The sequence below is a fragment of the Protofrankia sp. Cas8 genome, assembly GCF_963555845.1.
Classification (GTDB): domain Bacteria; phylum Actinomycetota; class Actinomycetes; order Frankiales; family Frankiaceae; genus Protofrankia.
On sequence record NZ_CAUVXI010000010.1, the window covers coordinates 1 to 6,003 of the forward strand.

At 70.4% G+C, this 6,003-nt stretch carries 4 protein-coding genes and 1 pseudogene; 4 read left to right on the top strand and 1 reads right to left on the bottom strand.

What is annotated here, in order from left to right:
- The 4 genes from U9977_RS03315 to U9977_RS03330 form a co-directional block, all read left to right on the top strand.
- Window positions 1-1,419, top strand: a 1,419-nt coding sequence (locus U9977_RS03315; RefSeq protein ID WP_322747665.1) for a tetratricopeptide repeat protein, incomplete at its 5' end; no start/stop codon positions are given.
- Window positions 1,420-1,426: 7 nt separating this feature from the next.
- Complete coding sequence (locus U9977_RS03320; RefSeq protein WP_416210460.1) at window positions 1,427-2,806, top strand: protein phosphatase 2C domain-containing protein; 1,380 nt, start codon at window positions 1,427-1,429, stop codon at window positions 2,804-2,806.
- Window positions 2,803-4,083, top strand: coding sequence for a VWA domain-containing protein (locus U9977_RS03325; RefSeq protein ID WP_322747667.1), 1,281 nt, complete (start codon window positions 2,803-2,805; stop codon window positions 4,081-4,083). The genes U9977_RS03320 and U9977_RS03325 overlap by 4 nt, the downstream gene beginning before the upstream one ends.
- Before the next feature lie 67 nt (window positions 4,084-4,150).
- Window positions 4,151-5,590 (top strand): FHA domain-containing protein, encoded by a 1,440-nt coding sequence (locus U9977_RS03330; protein ID WP_322747668.1) that lies wholly within the window; start codon window positions 4,151-4,153, stop codon window positions 5,588-5,590.
- A gap of 112 nt (window positions 5,591-5,702) precedes the next feature.
- On the opposite strand, the pseudogene U9977_RS03335 reads toward U9977_RS03330, so the two are convergent.
- Window positions 5,703-6,003: pseudogene (locus U9977_RS03335) on the bottom strand (cysteine--tRNA ligase); the annotation flags it as partial.

Consider the following 6,003-nt stretch of genomic DNA (forward strand, 5'->3'; position numbering starts at 1 on the left):
TACATCCTGGCGATCCTGCCGGCGTTCAGCTACCTGCACCGCCAGGGCCTGGTCTACTGCGACTTCAAACCCGACAATGTGATGCTGTCCGGCGACTCGCTCAAGCTCATCGACCTCGGCGCGGTGCAGCGCATCGACGACCTCGGCCCGTCGTACGCGACCCCTGGTTACCAGGCGCCCGAAGTCGCCGAACTGGGGCCGTCGATCGCCTCGGATCTGTTCACGATCGGCCGGTCGCTGGCGGCCCTGATCCTGAACTTCCGGGGCAACACCACCACCTATGCCGTCACGATGCCCCCGCAGCACGAGCACGAGGTACTCGTCCAGCACGACTCGCTGTACCGGTTCCTCCTGCGGGCGACCGAGATCGATCCCGATGCCCGGTTCGCCGGGGCGGACGAGATGTTCGACGAGCTACTCAAGATCCTCCGAGAGATCGTCGCGATCGACGACGGACGGGCGAATCCCGCTCCGAGCCGGCTGTTCTCCTCGGATGCACACCTGACCGGGCAGGACCCGGACGGCAGCGTCGCCGGACCGCCGTGGCTGGTCCTGCCCGCCTGCGGCCCCGACCCGGATGATCCGGCCGGCGCCACCCTGGCCGCGCTCCCCGACGTGGCGCCCGACGCACTGACCGAGCTGCTGTCGGCGATCGGCTCGCCGACGCCGCAGACCCGGCTGCGACTGGCCCGCGCCTGGCTGGAGGCCGGCCGGGATGATCGCGCGGAGGCACTGCTCGCGGCCGTCGCGCAGGAGGACCCCTACCAGTGGCGCACCGACTGGTACCGAGGGCTGCTCGCTCTCGCCGCCGGCCGGAGCGACGCGGCCCGCGCCTGCTTCGACCGGGTCTATGGAGCCGTACCCGGCGAGCTGGCCCCCAAGCTCGCGCTCGCCCTCGCGACCGAGACGATCGACCCGACGACGTCCGCGCGCATGTTCGATGTCGTCTCCCGGACCGACCCGTCGTTCACCTCCGCCGCGTTCGGTCTCGCCCGGGTCCGGGCTCGTGCTGGGGACCTGCCCGGTGCGATCGAGGCCTGGTCGCGGGTGCCACGGACGTCCGCGGCATACCTGCCCGCCCAGATCCGCGTCATCCAGACGATGGTGGACCCCGGTGCCCAGCCCGGACGGGCTGACCTCGCGCGGGCGTCCCTGCTCCTCAATGCCCTGCCCGCCGATCCGCCGGCGCGGGCGGAGCTCGCGCTGGCGATCCTGGAAACGGCGCTCGCGGGGCTGGCGGCAGGCACACTGCAGCCTGGCGACGACGTCGTCGTCGTGGGAAGGTCACTGCACGTCCGAGACGTGCGGTTCGGTCTGGAACAGGTGCATCGCGACCTGGCCCGGCTCGCCGCGACCCGACCACGGCGCATCGCCATGATCGACGCGGCGAACCGCGTCCGGCCACGGACGTTGGTGTGATCATGTTATGTGCGTGACCGGACGCGGCGCTACCCACCGCAACGGCCATGGAGACCGGGCGGGTCATGCGGGCCGCGCTCCGGAGAAGGGATGGGACGGGATCGACCAGAACGGGGGGCATTGCCCGGTGTGCACGAGTCCGGCATACTCGGATGATCGCTTCTGCGAAGCCTGTGGAACTCCGCTGCGAGGCGAGACACCACTGACGACTGGCGACGCAGACCACCGCGAGATCGACCTCGGCCCGGTTGCCGGTGTCTGTGACCGGGGTGTCCGGCACACCACCAACGAGGACGCCATGGGTGTCGCCATGGTCGGCTCCACTCTGATCGGGGTGGTCTGCGACGGTGTGTCGAGCACGCCCGGGTCCGGCCCAGCGGCGCAGGCGGCGGCTGCCGCCGCAGCCATGGTCCTTGCCGAGGCCGTCCGCAGCTCGTACGCCGCGCGCGGCCAGCCGCACCAGGCCAGTCAGCCGCACCAGGCCGACCTGCCACCCCGGGCTGACCTGCCGCCCCGGGCTGACCGACCGACCGCGACGGAGCCCCAGCGATCGGACGGGTTCCCGGGCCCCTTCGGCTACGGCGACATCGGCGAGGACGAGGACCGGCCCGGCTACCGTGACCCCTACGGCGGTTACGGCTCCGACGACCTCCAGTGGCCGGCGTCCGACATTCCCCCGACGCCGCCCAGGGTCGTAGCGGACGACTTCTCCGAGGCCGACTTCACAAAGGATGATTTTTCTCACCACGACGTCCCTCAGGATGACTTCTCCCAGCGCGATGCCGAAAACGCGATCCACGCCGCGGCCGCGGCCGCGCAGGCTGCGGTGGTCCGGGCGCCGATCGTCGATGGATGCATCTCACCGTCGTGCACGTTTGCCGCCGCCGTGATCACCCGTACCCGCGACGGAGGCGGCAGCGTCACCGTGGGCTGGATCGGGGACAGTCGGGTGTACCTGCTCGGTCCAGGCCGCGTCGAACGGCTGAGTGAGGACGACACATGGGCGGCCGAGGCTGCGCGCGCGGGCCTGATTCCCGCCGCCGCGGTCGAGACCGACCCCCGGGCACATACGCTCACCCGCTGGCTCGGCGCCGACGCCGGGGACGTAACCGCGCACATCCGGGTGTTTCCGCTGGCGTTGCCCGCCACCGTGCTCGTTTGTACCGACGGGCTGTGGAACTACCTGTCCCGGGCCGAGGACCTGGCCGCGGTGGTCGGCGAGCTCCCGCCGGACGCTCCGGCAATCATGATTGGCCGCCACCTCACCAGGCATGCGATCGACCACGGCGGCCACGACAACATCACGGTAGTGGCCGCACGCATCGACACGGCACGCATCGACACGGCACGTTCGGATGGGCACTCCCGTGAAAGGGAGCTGCGATGACGGTGCCGTTCGCGCTGGAGGTCTTCCAGAACGCCTACCTCGGCCGTGGCGGCACCGACGTACACGCGGTGATCACAGTCAAGGCCTCGGGCAGCTCGATTGATCCGCCAGGCCCGGGCGGGTCCACGGAACTGGCCGAGGTCATCATGCTGGACTGTTCGGGATCGATGGCCGCACCCCCGATGAAGCTTGTCGAAGCACGCCGGGCCGCGAAGGCGGCGATTGACGGCCTGCGTGACGGCGTATGGTTTGCGATCGTGCGGGGGTCGGGTATCGCCGAGGCCGTCTATCCTGCGCGACCCGAGCTTGCGCAGGCCAATGCCAGGACCCGGGAAGCCGCGAAGACCGCGGTCGGCCGCCTTGATGCCGACGGGGGCACGGCAATCGGGCGTTGGCTCGCACGCACCCGGGAACTGATGGCCACCCGCCCGAACGCCATCCACCACGCGATCCTGTTGACCGACGGACGCAACGGCGAGCGCTCGACCGAGTTCGACGCCGCGCTGGCCGCCTGTGTCGGACACTTCCAGTGCGACTGCCGCGGCATTGGAGCCGACTGGCGGGTCGACGAACTGCGCCGGATCGCCACGACGCTGCTGGGCACTGTCGACGCCATCCGCCATCCTCGGGATCTCGCCGCCGACTTCCAAGCCATGATCGATACAGCGACGGACCGCGCCGTCGACCGGGTCTCACTGCGGGTGTGGACTCCGCGGGACGCATCGGTCCGTTTCCTGCGGCAGGTCGCGCCCCAGATCGAGGAGCTCACCGCCACCGCGGTGCAGGTGAACGCACGGACCACGGACTACCCGACCGGCGCCTGGGGCAGCGAGTCCCGCGACTACCACCTGTGCGTAACCGTCCCGGCGCAGGACGACGACGTGGAGATGCTCGCGGCCCGGGTCAACGTGGTCGTCTCCGATCAGGTGCTCTCCCGGGCGTTCGTACGCGCGATCTGGACGAACGATATCGATCTTTCTACCCGGATCGCCCCGGCGGTCGCCCACTACACCGGCCAGGCCGAGCTTGCCCGCCTCCTCCAAGAAGGACTCGAGGCCCGGCGCGAGGGCGACGATGCAACCGCTACCATCAAACTTGGCCGAAGCGCACAGCTTGCCCATCAGTCCGGCAACGAAGCCACATACCACCTACTTCAGAACGTGGTCGACATCGAGGACCCAAGCACAGGTACGGTTCGACTGAAACGGAACGTCGACGCCATTGACGAAATGGTCCTTGACACCCAGTCGACCAAGACCGTCAGGGTAAACAGGTGATCAGGTGAGTGCACGCTGCCCAGATGGGCACCTGTCTCTGGCCCCCGACTACTGCGATCAGTGCGGTATGCGGATTGTAGCCAGCCAGGAGCCCTACGTTCTCCCCCCGGAGGACGGAGCCGGGTCGGGTCGCCAGCGACCCCGGCAACCGGCACAGTCCGCCGCGGACTCGTACGGTCGGCGGCCGGCGGAACCGTCCGGGACAGGACCGTCCGGGACAGGACCGTCCGGGACAGGACCGTCCGGGACAGGACCGTCCGGGACAGGACCGTCCGGGACGGGGCGATCCGGCGTCGACCCCGTCGACCCGCTGGGAATCCGGCGTGCGCCGGACGCCAAGCGGGGCGGTGCGCCCCGACCGCTGCCAGGCCATGGTGGGCCGCCGGGGGCCGAGCCATACCCCCGGGACGGGTACCCACCGGAGGGCTACGCACCGGACGGGTACCCACCGGACGGCTACGCACCGGAGCGGTACGACGCCAACGGCTATCCCCCCGACGGGTACGCCCCGGAGAACCGCCATCGGGACGGCTACGCCCAGGAGGGACACCGCCCGAACGGCTACGCGGCGGATGGCTACCCTCAGGACGGCTACGCACCGGACGGGTACCCACCGGACGGCTATGCACCGGACGGCTACGCACCGAACGGGTACAGCCGGGATGCCTACCCGCCAGCCGGTTACCCCCCCGGCGGCTACGACGCGAACGGCTACCCGGCGGCCCCCTATCGCGACCCACGTGACGAACCACCTCGTGACCCACCTCGCGACCCACGTGACGAACCACGTAGAGGCGAGCCGTGGGGCTACGACAGGGACCGCGCAGACCCGTACGCACCCGGTCACACCGGCCCGGGTGGTGGTGGGGATGATCCATTCGGCCTGGACCGTGCGACCGGTGCTCCACGGGGCCCGATGCCAGCACCGCCGGACTACCACCGGGCCCGTCCCAACCAGCCCGGACGGGTGCCCCTGGACTCCGGCGACGGTTATGGCGCCGCCTGCCCGAACTGCCAGCGTCCAAACGAGCCGGGCGCGCGATTCTGCGAGGTGTGCGGCTTCGACCTCATCCTGCGGGAACGCCCTGCCGCACCGGTCCGGGGCGCGGTGCAGACCGGCTGGGACGTGGTCGTCGAGGCCGAACGCGAATACTACGACAGCGGCGACGACCATCGCGTTCCGTTCCCGACGGTCTACCCGCGGCGGGTCTTCGCCCTCAGCGGCCCCCGACTGCTGATCGGGCGACGCAGTGAGTCCCGCGGCATCCATCCGGAGATCGACCTGTCCGGCACGCCGGAGGACCCGGGTATCTCCCGCGCACACGCCATGCTGGAGCTGATGGCGGACGGCGGCTACGCCGTGCACGATCCGGGATCGACGAACGGTACCCGGCTCAACGACGAACCGAATCCGATCCCGCCGGGCCAGCCGGTACCACTGCACAACGGCGACCGGGTGTACCTCGGTGCCTGGACCCGGATCACGATCCGCATGATCTCCAGGTAGCGACTTTCCGACGCCAGGCCGCAGAGCCGCCGGCGGCGCGATCGTGGTTCCTACGCACCGCCAGCCGGCAGGTCACCGAGCCAGTGGCTCAGGCAGGATGCCGACCGCTGGCTCACGCCAGATGCCAGCGTTGTCCCTCCGGGGTGTCCTCAACCAGGATGCCGCCGGCGGCGAGCCGGGTGCGGATCCCATCCGCCTCGGCGTAGTCTCGCCGGGCACGCGCGGCCGACCGCAGATCGAGGACGATCTCCATCACCCCGCTCAGCGCTGGTCGCAGCTCGGAACCGGCCGCGGGCCACTGCCCGACCGGATCAAGCCCGAGGACCGCGAGCATCCTGCGGACGACATCCACCCAGCCGGCGAGCTCCCGGCTGCGCGTCTTGGAAAGCACCTGGTTCCCGCACCCGACAGCA

Excerpts from the sequence above, each read along its gene's own strand:
- U9977_RS03325 (WP_322747667.1), top strand. The coding sequence starts at position 2,803 with ATGACGGTGCCGTTCGCGCTGGAGGTCTTCCAGAACGCCTACCTCGGC.
- U9977_RS03330 (WP_322747668.1), top strand. The coding sequence starts at position 4,151 with ATGCGGATTGTAGCCAGCCAGGAGCCCTACGTTCTCCCCCCGGAGGAC.
- U9977_RS03320 (WP_416210460.1), top strand. The coding sequence starts at position 1,427 with ATGTGCGTGACCGGACGCGGCGCTACCCACCGCAACGGCCATGGAGAC.